The organism is Vibrio aestuarianus, from assembly GCF_028858425.1.
Lineage (GTDB): Bacteria > Pseudomonadota > Gammaproteobacteria > Enterobacterales > Vibrionaceae > Vibrio > Vibrio aestuarianus.
Genome location: NZ_JAKNYQ010000001.1, coordinates 2,244,317 through 2,268,065, shown reverse-complemented (window position 1 = coordinate 2,268,065; position 23,749 = coordinate 2,244,317). Strand labels below are relative to the sequence as shown.

General features: G+C 42.7%; 16 protein-coding genes. 9 read left to right on the top strand and 7 right to left on the bottom strand.

Going from position 1 to position 23,749, the window contains the following annotated elements; genetic code table 11:
* The first annotated feature begins 257 nt into the window (after positions 1-257).
* On the top strand, positions 258-1,097 hold the full coding sequence (gene fadR / locus MCT08_RS10395; RefSeq protein WP_053310108.1) for a fatty acid metabolism transcriptional regulator FadR: 840 nt from the start codon (positions 258-260) through the stop codon (positions 1,095-1,097).
* A gap of 69 nt (positions 1,098-1,166) precedes the next feature.
* On the opposite strand, the gene MCT08_RS10390 is transcribed toward fadR, so the two are convergent.
* A complete protein-coding gene (locus MCT08_RS10390; RefSeq protein WP_274678377.1) occupies positions 1,167-2,327 on the bottom strand; it encodes a DUF1887 family protein in 1,161 nt (386 codons plus the stop codon).
* A gap of 171 nt (positions 2,328-2,498) precedes the next feature.
* On the bottom strand, positions 2,499-4,490 hold the full coding sequence (locus MCT08_RS10385) for a methyl-accepting chemotaxis protein (protein ID WP_053310106.1): 1,992 nt from the start codon (positions 4,488-4,490) through the stop codon (positions 2,499-2,501).
* A 239-nt stretch (positions 4,491-4,729) separates the two neighbouring features.
* On the opposite strand from MCT08_RS10385, the gene hinT reads away from it, so the two are divergent.
* The 7 genes from hinT to MCT08_RS10350 all read left to right on the top strand — a co-directional run bounded on the left by hinT (position 4,730) and on the right by MCT08_RS10350 (position 10,722).
* Positions 4,730-5,080 carry a purine nucleoside phosphoramidase gene (hinT, locus tag MCT08_RS10380; RefSeq protein WP_053310105.1) on the top strand — a complete coding sequence of 117 codons (351 nt, stop codon included), beginning with the start codon at positions 4,730-4,732 and terminating at the stop codon, positions 5,078-5,080.
* Positions 5,081-5,146: 66 nt separating this feature from the next.
* Positions 5,147-6,538 (top strand): COG3014 family protein, encoded by a 1,392-nt coding sequence (locus MCT08_RS10375; protein ID WP_274678376.1) that lies wholly within the window; start codon positions 5,147-5,149, stop codon positions 6,536-6,538.
* A complete protein-coding gene (locus tag MCT08_RS10370) occupies positions 6,538-6,927 on the top strand; it encodes a YcfL family putative periplasmic lipoprotein (protein ID WP_053310103.1) in 390 nt (129 codons plus the stop codon). Before MCT08_RS10375 ends, MCT08_RS10370 begins: the two co-directional genes overlap by 1 nt.
* 22 nt (positions 6,928-6,949) lie before the next feature.
* Positions 6,950-7,540 carry a penicillin-binding protein activator LpoB gene (gene lpoB, locus MCT08_RS10365; protein ID WP_053310102.1) on the top strand — a complete coding sequence of 197 codons (591 nt, stop codon included), beginning with the start codon at positions 6,950-6,952 and terminating at the stop codon, positions 7,538-7,540.
* A 48-nt stretch (positions 7,541-7,588) separates the two neighbouring features.
* The gene (locus MCT08_RS10360; RefSeq protein WP_274678375.1) at positions 7,589-8,443 is read left to right on the top strand and encodes a phosphotransferase; all 855 of its coding nucleotides are present in this window, start codon (positions 7,589-7,591) and stop codon (positions 8,441-8,443) included.
* 100 nt (positions 8,444-8,543) lie between these two features.
* Positions 8,544-9,086: an alpha/beta hydrolase YcfP gene (gene ycfP / locus MCT08_RS10355; RefSeq protein ID WP_053310100.1), complete on the top strand. Its 543-nt coding sequence runs from the start codon at positions 8,544-8,546 to the stop codon at positions 9,084-9,086.
* 346 nt (positions 9,087-9,432) lie between these two features.
* Positions 9,433-10,722: an NAD(P)/FAD-dependent oxidoreductase gene (locus tag MCT08_RS10350; RefSeq protein WP_168522691.1), complete on the top strand. Its 1,290-nt coding sequence runs from the start codon at positions 9,433-9,435 to the stop codon at positions 10,720-10,722.
* A 129-nt stretch (positions 10,723-10,851) separates the two neighbouring features.
* Here MCT08_RS10350 and MCT08_RS10345 read toward each other — a convergent pair whose 3' ends face one another.
* The 3 genes from MCT08_RS10345 to MCT08_RS10335 all read right to left on the bottom strand — a co-directional run bounded on the left by MCT08_RS10345 (position 10,852) and on the right by MCT08_RS10335 (position 14,783).
* Positions 10,852-12,510, bottom strand: coding sequence for an ABC transporter substrate-binding protein (locus tag MCT08_RS10345; protein WP_274678374.1), 1,659 nt, complete (start codon positions 12,508-12,510; stop codon positions 10,852-10,854).
* 336 nt (positions 12,511-12,846) lie between these two features.
* Entirely contained in the window at positions 12,847-13,464 is a 618-nt protein-coding gene (locus tag MCT08_RS10340; RefSeq protein ID WP_274678372.1) for an OmpA family protein, read from the bottom strand.
* 5 nt (positions 13,465-13,469) lie between these two features.
* Positions 13,470-14,783, bottom strand: coding sequence for a TolC family outer membrane protein (locus MCT08_RS10335; RefSeq protein ID WP_274673304.1), 1,314 nt, complete (start codon positions 14,781-14,783; stop codon positions 13,470-13,472).
* A 352-nt stretch (positions 14,784-15,135) separates the two neighbouring features.
* Between MCT08_RS10335 and MCT08_RS10330 the strand changes: the two genes are divergently transcribed.
* The gene (locus MCT08_RS10330; RefSeq protein WP_274678371.1) at positions 15,136-22,284 is read left to right on the top strand and encodes a VCBS domain-containing protein; all 7,149 of its coding nucleotides are present in this window, start codon (positions 15,136-15,138) and stop codon (positions 22,282-22,284) included.
* Positions 22,285-22,346: 62 nt separating this feature from the next.
* On the opposite strand, the gene MCT08_RS10325 is transcribed toward MCT08_RS10330, so the two are convergent.
* Together MCT08_RS10325 and MCT08_RS10320 are read right to left on the bottom strand one after the other, a co-directional pair.
* Positions 22,347-22,889, bottom strand: a complete 543-nt coding sequence (locus MCT08_RS10325) for a GNAT family N-acetyltransferase (protein WP_168522681.1) — start codon at positions 22,887-22,889, stop codon at positions 22,347-22,349.
* Between the two features lie 52 nt (positions 22,890-22,941).
* On the bottom strand, positions 22,942-23,712 hold the full coding sequence (locus MCT08_RS10320) for a peptidoglycan binding protein CsiV (RefSeq protein ID WP_168524045.1): 771 nt from the start codon (positions 23,710-23,712) through the stop codon (positions 22,942-22,944).
* Between the last annotated feature and the right edge of the window lie 37 nt (positions 23,713-23,749).

Below are 23,749 nucleotides of genomic sequence, written 5' to 3'. Positions count from 1 at the left end.
CGTCTTATAAATCTATGAATGTGATTTATCTCTCTTTATCTTATAGTGAGTTATGAGTGGCGGGGATACATAAGTGATGGAAAATAGCTATTTTACTTATTATCTAAATGGAATCTCCATACTGAATGAAATGGAGTTTTTGCTCTAATTTTGCTTTGTGACGACTTTACTGAAGGGTGGTTTCCGATAACGAGTAAGTAGTGGTATGATGAGTGCTATTCGACCCACAAATAAATAGAAAACTGGAAAAGTACTTAATGGTCATTAAGGCAAAAAGCCCAGCAGGTTTTGCTGAAAAATACATAATTGAGAGCATCTGGAATGGTCGCTTTCCGCCAGGTTCAATCTTACCAGCAGAGCGTGAACTTTCGGAATTAATTGGTGTTACACGCACAACGCTTCGAGAAGTATTGCAACGCTTAGCCCGTGATGGTTGGCTAACTATACAACATGGTAAGCCAACGAAAGTAAACCAGTTTATGGAAACATCTGGCCTACATATTTTAGATACGCTTATGACGCTTGATGCTGACAATGCAACCAGTATCGTGGAAGATTTGCTAGCTGCACGTACTAATATTAGCCCGATATTTATGCGATATGCTTTTAAGGTAAACAAAGAAAGCTCTGAGCGTACGATCACTAATGTGATTGAATCTTGTGAAGCCCTGATAAGAGCAGAATCGTGGGATTCGTTTATGGAATCATCACCTTATGCTACTAAAATTCAGCAGCACATTAAAGATGATGGCGAGAAAGATGAGGCTAAACGTCAACAGATACTCATCGCAAAAACATTTAATTTTTATGATTACATGCTTTTCCAACGTTTAGCATTTCATTCAGGTAATCAAATTTATGGTTTGATCTTCAACGGAATTAAAAAATTGTACGACCGAATTGGTAGCTACTATTTTTCAAACCCAGAAGCTCGTGATTTGGCTCTGAAGTTTTATAGAGAGTTATTAGCTGTGTGTGAGAGCGGCAACCGCGAAGAATTGCCCGTAGTTATTCGTCATTATGGTATCGATAGTGCTCACATTTGGAATCAGATGAAGACAACGTTACCGACTAATTTTACGGAAGATGATAGCTAGGCTATTCATTGTCGAGTATTTATAAAATAACAAAGCCTGCAGAGCGGGCTTTGTTATTTATGGCAGTCGCTAGATTTCTTCGCTACCCCCAGCTTCTTGGAACCAAACCGCAAGGTGTGTTTTTAAGTCTTTCAGTTCATCAGGACCAATCAAGGCTAACCCCAGATCTTCAGCTCGGGTAATGTCGTTGTGGCGTAAAGGACGAAAGCTAACTAGCATTGCTCTTGCTTGTAATCCGCCAAGCAAATCACGTAATGACTCTAATTTATAGAGAGTATCATCGCCATCATCACGCATGCCTTTGGTTTTACATTCAATAATATGCAGCTTGTTGTTCACAACTGTCGCAACATCAAGTTCATTTCGAACTTCTCTTTCTCCTAATTGGCGATAAACTTGTACATTTAGAGAACGGTCTTGAATCGTTGGCATATCATCTTGAATTTGCTTCACCGTGCTATGTACTAAAGTTTCAAGCCATTCCCCATTCGAGAAACGACGCGCATCTTCATTAGCAAAAGTTAAAACACCATCTTCATAGGTAGCAATTTTAGCTTCGACCAAATCAGTTAAAAGAAGGTTTAGTTCACGGTAGCCTTGCTGTTTTTCAGAGAGCTCAACATCGAGTTTCTGCTCTTTACGACAAGTCGTTGCTAAGTAATTTAAGGTAGCGAGGCCAGGGCCTAATTCTAATGCGTTGCTGGCCCAACGTTCACCGAGTTCATAGAGTTTTTTGTCGAGTTGAGGTGGGATATTATGTTCACTGAACTCACCTCTGGCACCAAAAATAGTCAAGTAATCAGAGATGGTGATATGGTCTTGAACTTGAGCATCTTGATTTCCATCAGGGTAGAGCCAACACAGACGATCACTACTCGGTTCGATCACAAAAATTGGCCAGCGGTAACTACGAAATACTTCATAAACAGACAGCAGACGATGGCGTAGTCCACAGCTAGCGTTGAGCTTAACCTCTTCATTTCTTGCTTTAAGCTCTTCTGCTAACTCATAGATCGATTTTTTAATCGCTGATGTATTTGAACCCGATGGGATCTCAAAAAACTCAGAGGTGATATCGCGCTGCTTGAGTACGGAGTGTAGACGTAAATAAATAGGTTCTTGGCTTTGATCACCAATAAAAACAATGTGTGAACTTACCGTTCGATTATCCAGTAGGGGTGTGACCAAGCGAATAGGGTCTTGGTCAATAATGCCAACATGAACAGCCATAAATCATCCTCATGTTTAGCTTGCAAAAATAAGAAGTAAAATGGTGTGCAAGCAATAGTTATCATATAACGATGCAATGCTTAAAAAACAAGGGCGACTTTAGATAAAAGCCGCCCTTGGACGATTATTGACACTTAACTTACAAACTAAAGTGAGTTAGCCATGAGTTTGTTACAATTTGAATTGATGGACCAATTCATTTTGTTGGCTGGCTAGTTGAGTCAAACTAGCGCTTGCTTGTGCAATTTGAGACATAGCTTGATAGCTTTCATCTGCGATCAAATTAATATCTTCTATATTACGTGCAATGTCACTGGTGGTTTCACTTTGTTCTGCAGCGGCTTGAGTGATATGCGTGCTCATTTGGCTGATTTCGAGTATAAGCGCTTGAATTTCTTCCATCGCGCTATTTGCTGTTGACGCTTGTTCGACCGACATTTCCATGTCTGACATACAGCTTTCGATAACTGTACTTGCTGATGAAGAGCTTGATTGTAGATTGCTGATCATAGTTTCAATTTCAGAGGTAGAGTCAGTGGTACGTTTTGCGAGAACACGAACTTCATCGGCTACAACCGCAAAACCACGACCTTGTTCTCCTGCTCGCGCGGCTTCAATAGCTGCGTTTAATGCCAACAAGTTCGTCTGTTCAGCGATATTGCGAATTACATCCAAAATAGAACCAATTTGGCTACTCATTTTTTGCAATTCACCCACCGCATCTACAGATTGGTTCAAACGTGTTTCAAGCTGGTTAATGGTCGTGATATTGGTGCTCATGATGTTGCGGCCAGATTCAGAAGCCGACTCCACTTTCTGTACCATTTCTAATGAGCTTTGTGCACTTTGCGCGACTTCTTGAACAGAGTGCGCCATTTCTGTCATTGCAGTGGCGACATTCGCGGTTTGCTCACGTTGAGAATTGAGTTTCGATTGTGCTTGCGACGAAGTGGTTTGGTTATGATTAGCCGTGTCGGTTAGGTTTTCAGAAGCATCATTGAGTTGTACTAGGATGTTATGTAAATTGTCCGCTAATGAATTAACATGGCCACTTAAGCGGCTGAATTCGTTGTTATAGCGAATCTCAATACGTTGTGTCATATCCCCTTGAGTTAGCCCTTCGAGTGTTTTGAGTATACGAGTTAGCGGCTCACGAACACTTTGTGCAATATGATAACCAATACCGGTAGCAATAAGCACCACAGCGATACCAATGACAATCGCTTGTATCACACCTTTCTCATAAACATCACCTGCTTCTGCGAGAGAAGCATTTAGGCTATCAGTTGCTGTGCCATTGAATGAGTCTAGAATCGTCATTGCTTTATCAACTTCCACCGCAAGATTGGCAATGTTGTCGTATAAAGCGGCTTTAGCGAGTAAGTAGTTATTATGTTGGTCTAACACACCGCCTTTTTGGCCAATATCTATAGTGAATTTCTCTACTGATTCATCAAAGACTTTCTTAAGCTCTGGCAATTGTGTTGTTAGCCCACGGTAGGCATAGTTTAAATGGGTAACGGCTTTTTTATTTCTCGCTACCGCTTTTTCAACAAAGGACACATCTGAACTGGCTAAAGCATCAGAAGTAATGACCTCAGCGTCTTTCAGTTTGATGAAATAGCTTTTTGCCATAACTTTCACCGAAATACTGCTTTGGCCGTCGACGTAATCTTTCATTCCAACGCTCAAATCCGCATGCAGTCTTTGAAACTCACGTGTTGATTTTTGCACTTTTTCTTGAGCCTCAAACATAGCTTGGTAGTTGTTCATTGCTTCAGAAGCTTCAGAGAAGTAGCGTTGCTCCATTTGCTTTAATTGAGTAATACGCTCTGCTAAGTCAGGATTACTCGAACTGGCTTGTGCGAGTTGATTTAGGATGGTGTTGAAGTCTTGTTTTGATGAAGTAAATTCTGCACGCATGGCATTCATACGATCTTGATTCTGCGTGGTTAAAAAATCTTTAAATGATTTGTCAGCTGAAAGTAATTGCACACTTGTTTTGTTTGATAGTGAAACAAGTGGTAAAGCGGTGGTTGATACACTTTCGAAATTGGAATGAATTTGATTCATTCCTCCCATCATGATAGCAGTTGTTACAGCAAACATAATGATGATCAGTGTAAAGCCAGCGTACATACGCCTAATCACTGAACCCTTCATAATCCTCTCCCTAGAAAAATCATAATAATCTTTTGTCTCAAAAAAATAACAAAATAATCGGCATTGTATTGAGGCTGGGGTGCACATTTTATGACGAGTTTGGCAAAATTATTTTTTTATATTAGTGAAATGTCATTTATGTTAAGTGAACGGTGTTTTTTATTGAGCTTTTTTTAGTGTTAGCGCATACTCAAATCCAACTAAACACCTATCACTATATTCACCCAATGGAGTACTTCATGGCTGAGGAAACCATTTTTAGCAAAATCATCAGTAAAGAAATTCCTGCTGACGTTCTATATCAAGACGACTTAGTCACTGCTTTTCGAGATATTAACCCGCGAGCTCCAAGCCATATTTTAATCATCCCCAACAAATTGATTCCAACAACGAATGATGTGGAAGCCGAGGATGAAGCTGCGTTAGGGCGTATGTTTACCGTAGCGAAGAAAATCGCACAGCAAGAAGGTATTGCCGCTGATGGTTATCGCCTCATTGTTAACTGCAATGCGCATGGTGGACAAGAGGTCTATCATATTCATATGCACCTTGTAGGTGGTCGTCCACTTGGCCCTCTCTTGATGAGCTAAATTTGGATTACCCAACTTTGGTTGGGTAATGACTGTGATCCATAGATTTCAGAAACGGAGTGTTGGGTGAAGGGTTACGTGCGACTTGTTGTTATTTTTTTATCGCCTATTTTTCTTAATGCATGTGCCAATCTCTCTGCGGGAAATTTGTTCAGCCACTACAGTGCGCAAAACAATGTTGTTTACCAATCAGTGAAAGTTGGTCAATACCAGCAAGCGGAAAGTGAACTTCCGGATTATATAGCGGGTGATATTCTTGATAACTTAGAGAAAGGACGAGTTTACTTTCTCAATCAAAAATATGTCGAAAGTAAAGCAACTTTTGAGCTGAGCGATGCAGCAATTAAAGTTCAACAAGATAAGGCATTAATTTCTCTTAGCGATACCGCTAGCAGTGTCGGCTCGCTTGCTGCTAATGATAATTTAACAGAGTACATTCCTGCGGATTACGAATTAGGATTCTTGCATCTCTATCTGAGCTTAAACTATTTACAACGCAATGATTTGGAAGGTGCGTTGGTCGAAATTAGACGGGCCAATCAAGTTCAGGAGCAAGCAAGAAAAACCAGAGAAGCTGACTTGGAAAAAGCGCAAAAAGATATGCAAGCTCAAGGTGTTACTCCAAATCTAGGTAGTGTGTTATCGAATTATCCTGATGCTGGTAAAACGCTGCAAGCGGTACAAAACGCATACCTTCTGTACTTGTCAGCTTTACTTTATGAAACCTCTAACGATTTGAATAGTGCGTATGTGGATTACAAACGAGCATTAGCTGTGATGCCCGATAATCCTGAAGTGATCGACGGTACATTGCGAGTTGCTAAACGTTTGGCAATGAAAGCAGACCTTGTTCAACTTGAAAAGCAATATGGTAAGGCTTCGGCCATGTCTGAATATCAAGGGCGAGTGATCGTCCTTGAAGAACAAAGTATTGTTCAAGCGATGCAAAGTTGGCGTCAATCTTTGCCGTTGTATGACAGTCGAGGTAATGGCGCATTATATTCTTTGGCTCTGCCATACTATCCTAAAGCCCAGGTTGAAGGATTTGCACGATTGGCGATCAATGGTCAGCCTGTAGAATCAAATGTGCTAGCGGATGTAAATTTGATGGCCAATCAAAACTTGTCAGAACGAATGCCGTCTATTGTTATAAAGCAGGCGTTAAGAGTGTTCGCCAAAGATCAATTACGCAAAGAAGCGGCTAAAGATAATGATGTAGGTAACTTACTGCTTAACGCGTGGAATTTACTGACTGAGCAACCTGATACGCGTAGTTGGATAACCTTACCGGGTCAAGTGAAGAGCACAAGCCTTTTAGTTGATGCGGGGGAGCAACGAATAGAGCTGAAGGGACAAGAGTACGTTTTTTCTGTTCCTGAAAAAGGAACAACATTGGTGTGGGTTTCGCGCCAAGGGAATAATGCAACGATCTGGCATAAACAACTAGGAAAATTGTAATGAAAAAGTGGATATTAGGGCTTTTAACTGCCATAGCCTTAGTTGGCTGTGCTGCGAATACAGCTGGTTTAAGAGTCGACGGAGCATCACAAAAAGTGTTGTTTGGTGACAACGTATTAGGTCAACGACTTGTAGTTGAGGATATTGCGACCAAGCAAGTTGATGGGCATACACGAGGAATAGTTCGTTTAGTTAGCCAATACAAAGGTGACCAGAATATTGAGTACCGCTTTTATTGGTACGACGATGATGGGCTAGAGGTAAACAACAAACTCAGTCCTTGGAAGCAAACTATCATTAGTGGAATGGATACTGTTTCACTCTCTGAGGTTTCAGTGAATCCAAACGGTAAACAGTTTCGCGTACAAATCCGTGAATCAAACAACTAAATTGGGAAGTTAAGGATCCAATATGAAGAAAAGTATTATTGCATTGCTAGGTCTAGCGGTCATTCTGGGCGGTTGTTCAAATAAAGTGAGCTATGGTGACGCACAAGCTGTTGAAACGACCACGGTTGATTTTGGCTCAACGGATTTACAAAAAATTGCCGCTGAAATGATCGATAGTATGATGATGTCAGGCTCTATTGCCGCTATTACTCGCGATTCGCGCCCCATTGTTTTTGTTGAGCGTATTAAAAACAAAACCAGCGAGCATATTGATACAGAGTCGATCACTGACACCATTAGCACTAAGATGTTGAATTCAGGTAAGTTCCGTTTTGTTGATATGGACCGTGTTGAGTCTGTACGTGAGCAGCTCAATTTCCAAAACAATGACGAGCTAGTCAATCAAAGTACAGCGATTCAATTTGGTAAAATGGTTGGTGCGCAGTACATGCTTTATGGCAACCTTTCAAGCATTGTAAAAAATGCTGGAAGTGACAAAGATGTGTACTACAAAATGACGATGCGTATGATGGATCTAGAAACTGGTCTTATCGAGTGGGCGGATGAAACCGAAATCCGTAAGCAAGAGTCAAAAAGTATGTTAGGTCTTTAATTACGATATCTAGGGCGTGTTGACCTAATTATTGAGGAAGAAGTCGATATGGCGCGAATGTCTTGGCGTGAAGCTTGTAATCTTGATCATACCTTAACCTCGCTAGAAGGCTTCTTCTCTATTCCACCGGGCTATGCTCAGACCTTGACTGGTGGTTTAACCAATCGATGCTGGAAAATCATTGCTGAAGATGGACCTGCTTTTGTATGGCGCCCTAATACGCCAATTACACAAGCATTTTCGATCTCCCGTTTTCAGGAGTATCAAATCCTATCAGCGATAGAATCGTCTCATATCGGCCCCAAGCCGCTGTTTATCAATGAGCAGGGATTATTAGTTGAGTGGATAGAGGGTGAGTCTTTAATGGATGGGTTACCCTTCGAATCATTACTCAAGACCCAAATTAAGATCCACAATCTCAGTACAGCCCGTATCCCCGTAGCTCCGTTCAGTTTTACCGCTCGTGTCGATCACTATTGGTTACAACTTAAAGCCGAGTACAAAACCGATCAATGCACGAATCTATACCAATCATGGAGAACAGCTCCCAATCTTGCCGATGTTGGGGTAGTTCTCTGTCATTTTGATCTTGCTGGTTACAATATGGTGAAAACCCAACAAGGTCATCGAGTCATTGATTGGGAATATGCTTCTATTGCTGACCCAAGGCTAGACCTCGCCTTAAGCATTGAAGTTGCCGGAGAGAAGCCTTTGGAATCTGTTTATCGCTATTGCCAATTACGCAAAATTGAAGGTGTAGATGACTGGGTTGAAGGTGTTATGGCCTGGCATCCAAGGATATCGATGATGGCGATGTTATGGTATTTACTTGCACATCAACTGTGGGGAGATGATAACTATCTACACCAAGCCGATAAACTTAAAAACGGATTATGTAGTTAGGATCACTGTTTCGTAGTCTTATTGCATTAAATTTTTGGTAAGGTCTTTAAAACCACAATCTTCGTGGTAGATTGAAGCCTCAAGGAATGGGGGAATTACTATGATTATCTATTTACACGGTTTCGACTCAACAAGCCCGGGAAACCATGAAAAAGTGTTGCAGTTGCAGTTTATTGACGATGATGTCCGTTTCATTAACTACAGCACATTACACCCCAAGCATGATATGCAGCACCTTCTCAAAGAAGTGCACAAAGCTATCGAGCAATCGAATGACCCACATCCAATCATTTGTGGTGTGGGGTTGGGTGGGTTCTGGTCTGAACGTATTGGTTTTCTGTGTGGCATTAAGCAAGTTATCTTTAACCCTAACTTACATCCAGAGAAGAATATGACAGGACGAATTGACCGTCCTGAAGAATACGAAGATATTGCAACCAAGTGTGTGGAACAGTATCGAGTGAAAAATAAAGGGCGTTGTTTAGTGATCTTATCGAAAGAAGATGAAATCCATGACAACAGCAAAACGGCAGCTGCGCTAGAGAGCTACTACGATATTATTTGGGATGAAAAAGAGTCCCATAAATTCAAGAAGATCTCACAGCATTTACAAGCGATAAAAGCATTTAAAGAATCTCATTAGCTGCATATATTGATGACAAAGCGACTCCAGTAAGGGTCGCTTTTTTATTGTCCAAATCCCTACATTTGTTAATGAAATAGCATCATTCTTTAGTTGCACGGTGAATTTTGCTCTATATAATGAATAAACTATAAATATTTTGATAAATATCAAAAAAAATTGAGAGCAAGGCGAAAACTTGCCCATTATTGTGTGTAAGCATATTTTTATCCTAATGAACGTGTTACTGAAAGCAGCTTTTACTTCAAAGGCGATAGCGTGCCCAAAGCAAGCATATGATTGAAAATTTCTTCAGTGTGAAGTGTCATGCTGAACCATGTTTATTCATTTTTTGAGGATTGTTTTTGTGACTCGAATTGTCGTTGTAGGTGGTGGAGCGGGTGGTTTAGAACTCGCAACGAAACTTGGCCGTACACTTGGCCGTAAAAATCGCGCAGAGATTACACTGGTAGATCGTAAGGCGAGCCATTTATGGAAACCTTTGTTGCATGAAGTTGCAACAGGTTCTTTGGATGAAGGTGTGGATGCCTTGAGCTATCGTGCCCATGCTAAGAACCATAGCTTCGACTTCCAAATGGGTAGCCTGGCTGATATTGACCGTGAACGTAAAGTGATTGTGCTCAGTGAGCTCAAAGACGAACATGATGAACTGTTGATGCCAAGCCGTGAAATAGAATACGACATTCTTATTCTTGCTATTGGTTCGACATCCAATGATTTCAATACTCCTGGCGTGCGTGAGCACTGTATTTTCCTCGATAGTCCTGAACAAGCAAACCGCTTCCGTACAGAGATGAATAATGAGTTTTTGAAACTGCATGCTAAAAATGGCCATGGGACGGTAGACATTGCGATTGTTGGTGCGGGTGCGACAGGCGTTGAATTATCGGCTGAGCTGCACAACGCAGTGAAAGAGCTTCGTACTTATGGTTTTGGTGATCTCGATTCAAGCAAACTTAATGTTAATCTTGTGGAAGCGGGTGAGAGAATTCTACCTGCATTGCCACCGCGTATTTCGAGTGCAGCGCATAGCGAGTTGACCAAACTCGGTGTTAATGTGCGCACAGCAACAATGGTGACTCAAGCGGATAAAGATGGTTTAACTACCAAAGACGGCGAGAAAATCCCAGCACAAATCATGGTATGGGCGGCAGGTATTAAAGCCCCAGATTTCATGAAAGACATTGCAGGTCTGGAAACTAACCGCATTAACCAATTAGTCGTGAAAAACACACTTCAAACCACACGAGATGACGATATTTTTGTGATTGGTGACCTTGCACAATGCACCCAAGCTGACGGTAAGTTCGTACCACCACGCGCGCAAGCTGCGCACCAAATGTCGAGCCATGCGTTTAGAAACATTGTCGCTAAACTCAATGGTCGTGAGTTAAAACCTTACGTCTATAAAGATCACGGCTCGCTCGTATCGCTTAGCCGTTTCTCAACGGTTGGTAGCCTAATGGGCAATTTAACTAAAGGCTCTATGATGGTTGAGGGGCGTATAGCTCGCGTGGTTTACATTTCGCTTTATCGTATGCACCAAATGGCGCTACACGGTATTTTCAAAACTGGTCTGATGATGCTAGTTGGTCGAATTAACCGAGTCCTTAGACCGAATCTTAAACTGCACTAACGAATGAAATTTGGACCGGAGCAATAGCTCCGGTTTTGCTTTGTATTGTATTAATAAATAATTTTACATTGTCGTTTTAACGAGATTGCTCATCTAGTAAATAAACAGATTAAACCATATGAAGAATGCCTACCCTTTACTGGGATTAATTCTCAGTTTGTAGAAATCGCTGTAGCCCGACTTTCGAATCTGTACTCCACTTACTCCCTTGGCGCAGGTTACTTGTTCCTGGCCCCAAAACAGAGGCAATATTGTCGAGTTGCTGCGTAGGTTGGTAAGTAGCTCCATCAAGCGCTCTGTGGGTTCGCCTTTTGCAATGACATCATGAACTGTATTAGTGTGTTGGTTTAGTTCCTGTGTATCATAAATAAAACGGATTCCAGTACCCGTCAACAACCACTCATACATACCGTATTTCAGTGGTGGTTCGATAATGTCTTCGACAAAAAGTAAGTCAGCTTGCTTTTTTACCTGCTGAGGTTTGCTGGCGTCAGACAATTCAACCAGTTCTACTTTGAGTCCGGTTTGCTTGATTAGGTTGATAAGCCAATTGCTCATTTTTTCTAAATAATCGATGGTCCATTTAGGGTGTGTTAATACTAAAGTGCCTTCGAGATTAGGGATATGGTTACACGGTTCTCCTTCACTAAGTAGCTGCATTGCCTTCAAATCGCTGCTATTTGCAAATTCATAGCGGCGGCTCTCAAGAAAGGTAAATAGGCTTTGCCAGGTTTGATCATCTAATGTGCACTCAGGGCGTTGATTATGTGCTAAATAAGAAAATGCCTGAATAGTATAGCTTTCTGTATCTTCAGTATGTTGGTTATAGCTGATGTATTTATCTAGCTCTTCGCCTTGATGAGATAGGGTTATCTGCTCCAGTAGCGCCTTTTTAGCGAAGTAGTGGGGTTGTTTTTTCATTACCAGCTTGTCTTTCTCCCAGTATTCAAGAATAAAGGGGCCGGTGCCTATAGCAACGCTGCGTTGGTTACTGAAATCTTTATGACGTCTAGTGGTAATAGAGGCGTTGGCGGTAGCGAGACAGTAGATAAACAGTGGGTTAGGTTGCTTTAACTCAATGCAGATCGCTTTCCTATCCTCATCAAAACTGATCTGATAAATTTGTTGAAATAGCCACTTAACTGGTCCATTAGCCTGCATAAGCCGTTTCAGACTATGTACAACATCGTCCTCTTCCAGCATCAGGCCATCGTGGCAGCGTATATCTGGACGTAGCCAAATATAGATGTATTTTGCTTCGATTTGGTATTCACAAGCAAGGTGAAGGTGTAGCTGGCTATTACTGTCAACAGTGAATAGAGTATCGTATAGGCTGCGTATGATTTGCAATTCAGCAAAGCGGTAGGTCAGGGCTGGATCAAGTTCATCTATCCAAGGATACTGACTGATAATCAGAGAATTTGCGTTTTGATTTTCTTGCGATGTTTCTTCCATCGCCTGGTTAAGAGCACTGGCTGCAGTACCTCGGTATTTTTTGAGTAGTTTGGTGATTACATCGAAGTTGCCTGCATTGATCTCACTGCGGATGGTGCAATAGAGTGCCTGATGCATTGAAGTGGTCACTTTTAGGGTGCTGGCTTTACCACGCCCCCGGCCAGGTACCCAGCTTATCCAGCCATAGTCATTGAGCATTTTTAGGATGTTTGAGGTATTTCGACGTGAAGTGGTAAACAACACTTCTAGATCGTCAAGGCTTGCTTGGTGCACCTGAGACGGGTTGTAGTGCTGTAATAGTTGGCTCAATCTACGAAGATATGTCTCGGTCATTTTACTCTGCCATAGCCTTAAAAGATGATTTAAATATTTATTATGAAACGATGCTCAACAGCAGTTGCTATATAATTATAAGGTTATTTATTAAAAATTCATAATTTAATTTATAGATCATTTTTTATGATTTGAATAGTTCGGCATTCTTTCCGGATGTGGGGTGATTTTTTATAATCGAAATTAATATGCAACTAAAGGTTAGATGAAATTTGTGGAATATTGATTGGCGTTTTTTGCTATATAAGAGATTAATATTAAATCTATTTTATTTTCTGTAGACGAACCATGGATGAAAGCCCCAAATAATTAATATAAAATACTTAGGGCTACGAATTAGTTGACCTTAGGAATGGTGGTAAATATTGTCCATTCGTTTTTAACCATGCCTTTATGACCGATAACTGTAGCAGTGACACGGCGGTTTAAGGCGTGGCTGACTTCATCGAGACCTAATGCGGCCAAATGAGTGTCACCATAACTGACGATTTTTAATCGCTGGCTGTCAATGCCTTTTTCAATCAGCAGGTTGCGCACGTTCTCTGCCCGTCGACGGGCCAGATCGTAATTATACTTTGTATCGCCTACTTTACTTGCATATCCTTGTATTTCTATAGAGGTCTCAGGGTACTTATTTAGGAAAGCCGCTAGCTCAGTGCCCTTACGTTGGAAAACACTCTTGATACGGCTAGAGTCGTTATCAAATAAGATCTTAAGCTGGTATTGTTCTTTTTTGTTGACGTAGGTTTCACAGCCGTCGTTATCGACTTCTGCGGCCATTGGGGTGCCGGTACAGAGGTCGCGAGCATTGATCACACCATCATCGTCTGCGTCTTGCAGGTCGGCAATCTGATTGGCTGTTGGAGTCGGGATATAATCCATACCATCGTTTGCAAATGTGACATTTAGGCTCAGTATAGTCAGAACTAAAGCCGTTAATATAATATTTTTCATAGTGTTTAGTACTCCACTGGTTGAGTCCACTCTTTTGGAATATCAATGCGTAGCGCATCACGTAGGTTTCCGGTTGAAGTCAGAACACGGTATTTGGCGTACTGCTGTGCGAACTGGGCTTCTATGTAGCCTTTGCGCGACTCGAATAACTCATTTTCAGTGTTTAATAAGTCAAGCAAAGTACGCCTACCTAAGCTGTATTGCTTCTGGTATGCAATAACAGTATTCGATGCAGAGTCAACATGTTGAGCCAAAAATTTTTTTTGTAGATTTGTCAGCTCAAGTGCATTCCACGAAAGATGAAGTTCTTGTTCAACCCCCCGATAAGCGCGTTCTAGCAGGTCTTTCGCTTTGTTGAGTTGGTAGGCCATAGTGTCCGCGTTTGCCGAATCTCGACCACCGTTATAAAGGTTATAGCGAACACGAACCATCGCAGTGGTCTCAGTACTGCTACCTTCAATACCACCAGAGTCATTGCGCCAGTTTTGTGCTGCTTCAAATGAAATGACAGGAAAATTATTTGCATCAACTTGCTTATATTGGAATTTTGCTGAGTCGACATCTGCTCGAGCTATTTTGATAACCGGATGGTTTTCAAAGGCTTGAGTTTTTGCTTCATCAAGAGTTGCCGGAATGAAGTTTTTATCAGCGTGTGGGAATATTAGATCGTGTGGGACTTCGCCAACCAACTTAAAGAAAATCGTTTGCGTATCTTTATAGTTATTTTGTGCTGCGAGTATGTTGCTGTGAGCTTTGGCCAAGCGAGCTTCAACTTGAGTAAGATCAGCAACAGAACCTATCCCAGAATCTTTACGCTTTTTAATATCAACATAGATACGCTCATGTGTACTAAGATTACTTGCAGAAAGCTCCATAAACTTTTGTGCCTTAAGTACATCAAGGTAAGCATTAATCACCTCGAGGGCCACACTCTGTGCATCAGAAAGCAATTGATAACGTAATGACTCTGCATCTGCCGAAGTTCGGTCAATATCATGTAGGGTTTTAGACCCATCCCAAATCAACTGAGTCAGAGTTATAGATGCGTCTTTGCGAGTCATATCTGTGTTTTTGTTACCAGTCGAATTTGCCGGGTTTATCCCCTCATAGCCAATGCCCGCATCGATATCAATACGAGGTTTATAAGCCCCAGTTGATTGATCGACAATATACAGTTTGCTCATGTACTCGTTAAATGCACTCTTTATATCAGGATTGGTTGCAAAGGTAATTGCTACCGCCTGTTCTAACGTTTGTGCATTAGAAGGAAGCGCAATAAATAAGCCACAACACGCAATGCTGATACTGCTTAATTTCACAGAGAGTCTCCTAAAATAATATTAATCTCAATATTTAAAACTATATAAATTCGAATATATATAAGTGAACGTTGCGCAGTTTAAATCTATTGACGATAAGTCATTGCTTCATTAGAAACGTAGTGATTACGAACGTTGATCCACCAAAAACAGGTCGCGTAAGATATGATGTTTTGTTCGAAAATAAAATAACTTTAAAACATGCAGTTTATTGGTGAAAAAAATACATGTTTTATATGTAGTGAACAGTGATAAATTAATAAATAAAATATGTTAACGATTCAAATCGAATCTCATTGCCCATCTAGTTGTATGGGGGGGATTTTTTTATTTGCTAAATGGGGTAAATCTCTTGGTTGAACAATCAAAATTAACCGCAGAAACCTATGTTGTAATAGGACTGGATGGTCACATCAAAGTAGTAAAATCGAAAGATAGTTTACTGCCAGGTGAAGTGATTGTTGAAACATTGAAAGGTGAAATCCAACCTCAGCAAGTCGACTTAGCAAATGTTGAAGAAGATCCTAAGTCTGGTAATTTCGTTGAATTAAATAAAATTTATGAAGCTCTAGAACAAGGTGTTGATCCTACTGAATTAGGTGATGAGTATGCCACCGCACAGGGTGAAATAGTTGGTTCAAGCCTGACAAAATCTGGCACTATTGAACGTACTGGTGCCGAAGTATTGGCAAGCACCTTTTTTGAAACTGCTAGCATGGTTACTGATCTAACAACCGAGCAGGGTAAAACGGTATTTAATATTGCTCGTGCGCCACAATCTGAGCCCACAGAAACCAAAGCGATCATCACCCCAACACAACCGGATGGCGATAAAGGCGCGGTGCAGGAAGACGTGCTGTTGGAGAGTCGCGGTAACCTGAAGATTGCAGACCCGGATGCTGGCGAAGCGGTATTCCACCCCCAAACAGATGTTAAAGATGGCAACTGGGGTACTTTTTCTATCGATGAGAGTGGCAACTGGACCTATAAACTGAATAACAGCCATGCGGATGTGCAGGCTTTGGATGCAGACAGCGCTCCTCTAATCCGAACCATGACTGTGACCTCGGCAGATGGTAGCACGCATGACGTGGTGATCACCATCACCGGCTCTGACGATAAAGCGATCATCACCCCAGCACAACTGGATAGTGATAAAGGCGCGGTGCAGGAAGACGTGCTGTTGGAGAGTCGCGGTAATCTGAATATTGCAGACCCGGATGCGGGCGAAGCGGTATTCCACCCCCAAACAGGTGTTAAAGATGGCAACTGGGGTACTTTTTCTATCGATGAGAGTGGCAACTGGACCTATAAACTGAACAACAGCCATGCGGATGTGCAGGCTTTGGATGCAGACAGCGCTCCTCTAACCCGAACCATGACTGTGACCTCGGCAGATGGCAGCACGCATGATGTGGTGATCACCATCACTGGCTCTGACGATAAAGCGATCATCACCCCAACACAACTGGATGGCGATAAAGGTGCGGTGCAGGAAGACGTGCTGCTGGAGAGTCGCGGTAATCTGAAGATTGTAGACCCGGATGCGGGCGAAGCGGTATTCCACCCTCAAGCAGATGTTAAAGATGGCAACTGGGGTATTTTTTCTATCGATGAAAGTGGCAGCTGGACCTATAAACTGAACAACAGCCATGCGGATGTGCAGGCTTTGGATGCAGACAGCGCTCCTCTAATCCGAACCATGACTGTGACCTCGGCAGATGGCAGCACGCATGACGTGGTGATCACCATCACCGGCTCTGACGATAAAGCGATCATCACCCCAGCACAACTGGATAGTGATAAAGGCGCGGTGCAGGAAGACGTGCTGTTGGAGAGTCGCGGTAATCTGAATATTGTAGATCCGGATGCGGGCGAAGCGGTATTCCACCCCCAAACAGATGTTAAAGATGGCAACTGGGGCACTTTTTCTATCGATGAGAGTGGCAACTGGACCTATAAACTGAACAACAGCCATGCGGATGTGCAGGCTTTGGATGCAGACAGCGCTCCTCTAATCCGAACTATGACTGTGACCTCGGCAGATGGCAGCACGCATGACGTGGTGATCACCATCACCGGCTCTGACGATAAAGCGATCATCACCCCAGCACAACTGGATAGTGATAAAGGCGCGGTGCAGGAAGACGTGTTGTTGGAGAGTCGCGGTAGTCTGAATATTGTAGATCCGGATGCGGGCGAAGCGGTATTCCACCCCCAAACAGATGTTAAAGATGGCAACTGGGGCACTTTTTCTATCGATGAGAGTGGCAACTGGACCTATAAACTGAACAACAGCCATGCGGATGTGCAGGCTTTGGATGCAGACAGCGCTCCTCTAATCCGAACTATGACTGTGACCTCGGCAGATGGCAGCACGCATGACGTGGTGATCACCATCACCGGCTCTGACGATAAAGCGATCATCACCCCAGCACAACTGGATAGTGATAAAGGCGCGGTGCAGGAAGACGTGCTGTTGGAGAGTCGCGGTAGTCTGAATATTGTAGATCCGGATGCGGGCGAAGCGGTATTCCACCCCCAAACAGATGTTAAAGATGGCAACTGGGGCACTTTTTCTATCGATGAGAGTGGCAACTGGACCTATAAACTGAACAACAGCCATGCGGATGTGCAGGCTTTGGATGCAGACAGCGCTCCTCTAATCCGAACCATGACTGTGACCTCGGCAGATGGCAGCACGCATGACGTGGTGATCACCATCACCGGCTCTGACGATGCTCCGGAATTTATCAGTGGTACCAACAATATCCATGGCTTGGATACGCAAGGTAAGGCCGATGTTGACAGTTACCAGTTTAGTGTTGATGAAAATACCGAGCCTAGTGTAATAGGGACGGTTAGCGCCTTTGATATAGATCTGAACAGCCAAGTAACCTATCACCTTACCAATCATACGGATCTGTGCGAAATCAACAGTATTACTGGTGAGATCAGCGTTAAAAAAGGTGTGACATTCGATCATGAAATAGTGAATAACTATCAGCTTGAAGTAGAAGCTCTAGATGAATCGGGCGCTAAAGATAGCGCACAAGTTAATGTGCTGATTAACGACATTAACGAAGCTCCAATCGCTGAAAACGATAATGGTATTGAGAAGGTGACCAAGATCCTAGATCACAAAAGCTGGGATAATAATACTGATATAAGCGTTGACTATTACATCATTGATACAGCAACTGGAAGTAAAGTTGCAGACGCTAGAAAAGCGGATTACACCGGGGATGGCGGTGAGCACAAATTTGGAGTTAGTTCTACTTTGGACGGAGGCTCAGACCGTGTCCAAGATGGTCAGATTGGGTATGATGATGTCACCGGGCAAAGTGAGGCAATGCGCTTCTTATTTGCCAATGGACAAGTTTCTGATCACGCAGAAGTAGAAGTGAAAAATCTATGGACGGACACTACGAACGGAAGCTGGGAACCAGGTATTGAGCGTGGCGTCTGGAAAGCGTACTACAAGGGTGAACTAGTTGCGACAGACGTGTTTGAAGGTACCCGTGGTGGCACTCAGGTAGTCAACGTAGATGCAGATGGTCGCTTCTTCGATAGTATCGAAATGTCGACGACCAGCTACAAAGACGGGGTAGTTGATCCTAACGGTTCTGAATACTTTATTACCCAGCTATCTGTGGATTTGACAAGCTTTAATGATAGCTATCAGACCAACGGCTCAGGTACTCTTCAGCTAGATGTATTAGTGAACGATAGCGATCCCGATGGCGATAATCTAACTATTGTTGACTACCCACATACTGACTATCTATCGTTACAGAACGGCAAGCTGGTTTTTGATGCAGCTAAGTATTTAGAGTCTTTACCTGCCGATATACGTACTCTAGAAACTGGTGAAGTTAAGAGGTACACCTTCGAATACACCATCGAGGATGAGCATGGTCTGACTGATAAAGCAGAAGTTACCGTGAGTGTGATCGGAGAACCTATGTCTCTGAATGATACGCATGCTGTACTGAGTGAGCTCCAGATTGGTACAGATATTGGTGCACGTACCGAAGGTGATTTGGTTGCAAACCTTGGTTCAGCAACAGATGCAGAATACCACTTTGATGCAAAACAGAGTCTGGATGGTGTTACCAGTGGTGGTAAGTCGTTGGTATTTGAAGTAAGTACTGATCAAAGCACTCTGACCGGATATATTGGCAGTGGAGCGGATAAGGTGACAGTGCTTGAAGCTCATGTCGACAGTAAAACTGGTCACTATTCTGTCGTTCAATATGCGTCTTTGGATCACACCGAGCAAGGTGCAGATAAGCTGGATATCCCTGTAAAAATCGAGGTGAATGCAGGTGGTCAATCGGAGAGTGCTACGCTTCATATTGACGTAATAGATTCACAGCCTTCGGTTACTTCTGCTCATTATGAGATCAATGACGTTGCTCCGCAGAACAATAGTGTTGTGATTGCGCTAGATGCATCCGGTTCTATGTGGAGTGACAAAGTAAAGGACGAGAATGGGCTTGAAGTCTCACGCTGGGATCTTGCACGAAGTGCAATTAAAACCATGTTTGAAAAATATGATGACTTAGGAGATGTTCGATTTAAGATCGCGACACATTCGGGTTATCCAGAAGGTAAGACGTCAGAATGGTTGAATTCAGTCGATGATATTGATGCTTATTTGGATTCTATCGGGCGTGGTGGTTGGACACCATACAGCCAAGCAATCGATCAGGTACATTCAGCGCTTACCGATCTGAACGGAGAAATGGAAGATACCAGTAGCCATCAGCTTTACTTTATTTCTGATGGCGCCCCGAGTGATTTTGGTTCGTGGACCAACATCTCCGATAGTGCCTATGCAGGATTGCGTGAAAGTTTGATGAAGTGGTCAGCCGCAGACGATTTTGAAAGTGCACAACGTTATGAGTATCTTGTTAAAGGTTGGGATAAGCCGACAGAAGCTGAGCAATCTATTATTCTAGAAAACGCTATGGAGCGCAGCATTAGTTCCAGTGGTGTGATCATCGATAATGTTTGGTCCATCGGTATTGGGGCCGGAGCTAATATAAAATATCTAGAGCCTGTAGCAACAGACAAGGGTTCGGCAATTTTGGTAACAGATGATTCACAAATTGAAGCTCTACTGACCAAAACTGTATCAGGCCAACTACAAAGTAACCTTCTGGATGAGCATAATGGTGATGCTCAGTGGGTGGATCACATCACTAGTAATGGTGAGACTTATTACTACAGCAAAGAAAATGGCAGTATCACCACGAGTGATGGGACTGTTATTTCAAGTTACAGTTTGGCACAGATCGATACAGAGCACGGCAAGTTGACTATCAACTTTGAAAATGGTCGTTACGATTACAAAGCCACGAATGTGGCTGGCCACCAACAGGATAAATTTGAAGTCACGATTATTGACTCTGATGGTGACACTGCAAATGGCGAAATTATTATCGATATTCGTGATCGCGCGCCAGAGTTTATCAGCACTGATGATGCAGACCAAATTCATGGTACTGATATTAGCGGTATGCCTACAGCAGATACTGCTAGCTTTAACATACCTGAGCATGAAGTAGGTGTATTGGTGGGGAAGGTTGAGGCTTTTGATCCTGATGGAAGCGATACTATTAAATACGAATTAAGTGGTGGTGATGCTAACCTATTTCGAGTGGATCCGAACAGCGGTGAGATCTGGTTGAAAGACGGCGTGAAACTAGAACATTCCACCCAGCAGTCCTATCAGTTAGCCGTGTCAGCAACAGATGGTGCTGACAGTGATACTACTCAGGTTACCCTGAATGTTACAGAGAATCACGCGCCGACTTCATCACCAGTTCAAGGCTTTGCAGAGATGGAAGCTCTGCCAATTAACAAAGTGACAGTCGTATTCGATGAGTCCAATAGCATGACCCGTACTTTTGACGGTCAGAATACAGTTGGCAGTGAAGCGACGGCTCCTAAATCTGAATCGAGAGCTTACAAAGCGGCAGAAGCACTGCATACCATGGTTGAAAATATGATTGCAGAAGGTGGTGAATCGAATACGTTTATTCGCCTGATCCGCTTTGATGGTGATGTGTCAACACAAAGCTGGCTTACGTTGACAGATGTTGAATCGATGACTCGCCCTCCAGAGTTGAATGGACGGAATGAAAATGATCCAAAATACCTCTCTGAGGTCGCCACTTATGTGAACAACTGGTGCGATATTGACCATGGTAAGAACACTGATTACAACAAAGCTATGGAAGCGGTCATGGATGCAGGTGAAAAGCATCGAACCAGTTATCCTTGGCAAGACGGTCTTGATGAAGACGGAAATTTTGACTGGGATCTATACCAGAACGAACAACCAGTTGAAAGCAAGGACACTATATTCTTTATCTCTGATGGTGAACCAAACCCGCAAGAAGGTGAGGTAGCCAAACCTGATTTGTATCAGCGTTGGGAAGAGTACAAACAAATCAATGATGTTAAAGTCTATGGTATTGGTATCGCTTTGTCAGAGAATGCCAACGCAACTCAAGCGCTAGCTGAGTTAAGCGACAAAGTAGTGCTTGTAGATTCAGGAGAAGATCTGAGTCAGTATCTTAACCAATTCTCGCCAGAGCCAATTGCAGGTGAGCTTTTGGCTGGTAGCCAGGATGCAGATGGCGATACTATGACAATTTCTCTGGCTGACGAGGACTTCTCATTTCTAGGCGCAGATCTGCACGGCATTACCGTAAATCAACCCCTAGTGTCTTCGACTAATGATGTAGACGGTAAGCTGCATATTGAAACTGCGTTTGGTACTTTAGAAGTGGCCTCAAACGGTAGCTACAGCTTCACTCAGAGTGACGACATTACCCTTCAGGGTGACCAGCAGGCTGATCTAAACTTCCTGTTTAAAGTATCAGATGGCAAAGGTGGTACTAGTGATAATGTTTTTACCCTGACTTTGAGCGAATCAGGTAGTGATATTGCTAAAACCGAACGGGATTCTTTGGTTGGTGACGATCACGACAACTCACTTACTGGCGGTGATAGTATTGATATTATGCTCGGTTTGGCTGGAGTAGACACTTTAAACGGTGGCGCAGGTGATGACATTCTAGTTGGCGGTCAAGGTGACGATATCTTGATTGGTGGTCTGGGCAACGATATTTTGACTGGGGGAGAAGGTAGTGATCTATTTACCTTCTCCAACGATGTGTTAAGCGTTACGTCTTCTCAGGATGTGATTAAAGATTTCCATTTAGGAGAAGACAAGCTAGATCTAAGCGATATTATGCTACTGACGGGTAATGATGCGAATGATATGGATAACCTGTTAGATCACGTAAGCACAAGTTTTGATGATTCTAATGATCTCTTAAAGCTGACCATTACTGGTGATACTGGTGACTCGACATCAGTTGCACTTGAGCACTTTGATATGTCAGGACTTGAATTGACCGCTTCGGCAACGTCGCATGAAATTGTTGAACAATTGTTTCAGCATCAAGCATTTAAGATGGATTAATACTATCTATAGCTAAAATTGTTACTTTTAAAAACGGCACTCGACAAAATTGAGTGCCGTTTTTAATTGGTGGGTATCACTGAAAAGACAACGCCATCTTTTGGTAAGCCATGAAACAGGAACCTGTTTTTTGCTAATGCTTCCATTTTAGCACCGCATGCCAACGCCAGTTGCTGACTTGGGAGGTTGTCCGGGTCACACACAATTTCTAGACGAGTTAATTCAAGCTTGCTGAAACAGAACTCAATTAGTGCATCCAACGCTTCTTTAGCATAGCCTTTACGCTGCTTTGCATCACTCATCCAATACCCTAAACTTGCCATGTTAAAGGTATGATAAAACTCGTTGACGGCGACCATTCCAATCAGTTGTTCACTTTCCTTTAAATAAATCCCAAAACCTAATGCTTGTACTTTCACCCAGTTCAATCTTGTAGCGATCAAAAAGCGCTGCGCTTCATCAAGAGTAAAATGTGGGTGACACCAGTCAATCCACTGATGAAGAGTTGGAGAGTGAGATACACAATCAGCTAACGATTGTGCTTCATCAACGGTGATCAGTTTCAGTTCGAGACGTTGTGTGATGATCTGAAAATCGGGACTCATAGCCAAAGTTCCAAGATAAAAAACGCCCGAGTTCGGGCGTTATGAAGGAGAATTACTGTTCGACTCGACGGACTTGGATGATCATCCCCATTAATGGGTGATCTAGATAATGGGTTTCATTACTGCGCATACGACGCTTTTGGTCCATCCGGTAGCTTTTCAAAAACTCTTCGATTTCTAACGTTGGCGAAACAGACTCTAAGTTGCCCACTTGTACTGCTGCATTTTTATCTTCTGGCGCGACATCAAGCTCTAAAGGAGAATCCTGTAGCGTTACCTCTCTAACACTAGGCTCTTTTAGGTCAATAGTCGTTTCTGCATAAAGATAATGTTGTACGTAGATCTGTAGTTTACCATCGAGTTCATAAAGTGGTTTGGCAATACTTTGCTCGACAACGCCATTCACTGGTGAATCTTCTTGCACGGTCACTTTTTCACTACCATCAACATTAAATTGGGTTGAGTAATCTTTACCAGCTTGGATATGGAAAACGGGTGCTGAATTTCTACCTTGGTCACCTTGTCGCCAAGCGGTATGCAGCAGTACTTCAAAACCTGCGTGATTTTTCAATTTTTGCACTTGGTCATTCAATTGGTAATCTGAGAAAGGCAGCATTTTCACGCCTTTTTCTTGGCGATAGCTTTGGTCACTAAAGCTACCCGCACGCTCAACATTAATCTCAGGCAGAGAGTTAGGCCATGACTCGCTCACTTTCTCTGCATCAACCGCGCGCTTAAAAATGATCACTTCTATATCAAATTGTCTCGCTGCCAAACTTGGCATGGAGACAAGCAAGAGTAATAGGGGGATCAGTTTTTTCATCATAGCTCCATCATTTAGGTGCAAAGTTCAGTATAAA